We start from the raw sequence: 1,713 nt of genomic DNA, 5'->3' as shown, positions 1-1,713 counted from the left end.
GCACAGAGTCAATCTAAAACACCTTTGGTGTTGTAAGGTTAAGCCTCTCGGGTCATTAGTACTGGTTAGCTCAATGCATCGCTGCACTTACACACCCAGCCTATCAACGTCTTAGTCTTAAACGTCCCTTCAGGTGGCTTAAAGCCACAGGGAAGACTCATCTCGAGGCAAGTTTCGCGCTTAGATGCTTTCAGCGCTTATCTTTTCCGCATTTAGCTACCGGGCAATGCCATTGGCATGACAACCCGAACACCAGTGATGCGTCCACTCCGGTCCTCTCGTACTAGGAGCAGCCCCTCTCAATCTTCCAACGCCCACGGCAGATAGGGACCGAACTGTCTCACGACGTTCTAAACCCAGCTCGCGTACCACTTTAAACGGCGAACAGCCGTACCCTTGGGACCTACTTCAGCCCCAGGATGTGATGAGCCGACATCGAGGTGCCAAACACCGCCGTCGATATGAACTCTTGGGCGGTATCAGCCTGTTATCCCCGGAGTACCTTTTATCCGTTGAGCGATGGCCCTTCCATTCAGAACCACCGGATCACTATGACCTACTTTCGTACCTGCTCGAGCCGTCACTCTCGCAGTCAAGCTAGCTTATGCCATTGCACTAACCTCACGATGTCCGACCGTGATTAGCTAACCTTCGTGCTCCTCCGTTACTCTTTAGGAGGAGACCGCCCCAGTCAAACTACCCACCAGACACTGTCCTCACCCCGGATCACGGGGCCGAGTTAGAACATCAAACATTAAAGGGTGGTATTTCAAGGTTGGCTCCACGCAGACTGGCGTCCACGCTTCAAAGCCTCCCACCTATCCTACACATCAAGGCTCAATGTTCAGTGTCAAGCTATAGTAAAGGTTCACGGGGTCTTTCCGTCTTGCCGCGGGTACACTGCATCTTCACAGCGAGTTCAATTTCACTGAGTCTCGGGTGGAGACAGCCTGGCCATCATTACGCCATTCGTGCAGGTCGGAACTTACCCGACAAGGAATTTCGCTACCTTAGGACCGTTATAGTTACGGCCGCCGTTTACCGGGGCTTCGATCAAGAGCTTCTCCTTGCGGATAACCCCATCAATTAACCTTCCGGCACCGGGCAGGCGTCACACCGTATACGTCCACTTTCGTGTTTGCACAGTGCTGTGTTTTTATTAAACAGTTGCAGCCAGCTGGTATCTTCGACTGGCTTCAGCTCCGGGAGCAAGTCCCTTCACCTACGCGCCAGCGTGCCTTCTCCCGAAGTTACGGCACCATTTTGCCTAGTTCCTTCACCCGAGTTCTCTCAAGCGCCTGAGTATTCTCTACCTGACCACCTGTGTCGGTTTGGGGTACGATTTCGTGTTACCTGGAGCTTAGAGGCTTTTCCTGGAAGCATGGCATCAGCTACTTCACCACCGTAGTGGCTCGTTATCACGCCTCAGGGTTAATATGTAACCGGATTTACCAGGTCACACCCCCTACACGCTTGAACCGGGACAACCGTCGCCCGGCCAGCCTAGCCTTCTCCGTCCCCCCTTCGCAGTAACACCAAGTGCAGGAATATTAACCTGCTTCCCATCGACTACGCTTTTCAGCCTCGCCTTAGGGGTCGACTCACCCTGCCCCGATTAACGTTGGACAGGAACCCTTGGTCTTCCGGCGTGCGGGTTTTTCACCCGCATTATCGTTACTTATGTCAGCATTCGCACTTCTGATACCTCCAGCA

Annotated in this window: 1 rRNA gene; it reads right to left on the bottom strand. The window is 53.2% G+C overall.

The features are described from left to right. Positions 1–34: 34 nt before the first annotated feature. A 23S ribosomal RNA gene (locus M2403_RS24850) occupies positions 35–1,713 on the bottom strand; the annotation flags it as partial.

The sequence above is a fragment of the Rahnella sp. BIGb0603 genome, assembly GCF_024808755.1.
Lineage (GTDB): Bacteria > Pseudomonadota > Gammaproteobacteria > Enterobacterales > Enterobacteriaceae > Rahnella > Rahnella contaminans.
Note: the sequence above shows the minus strand (reverse complement) of the source record. Positions and strands in the feature narration are given on the sequence as shown.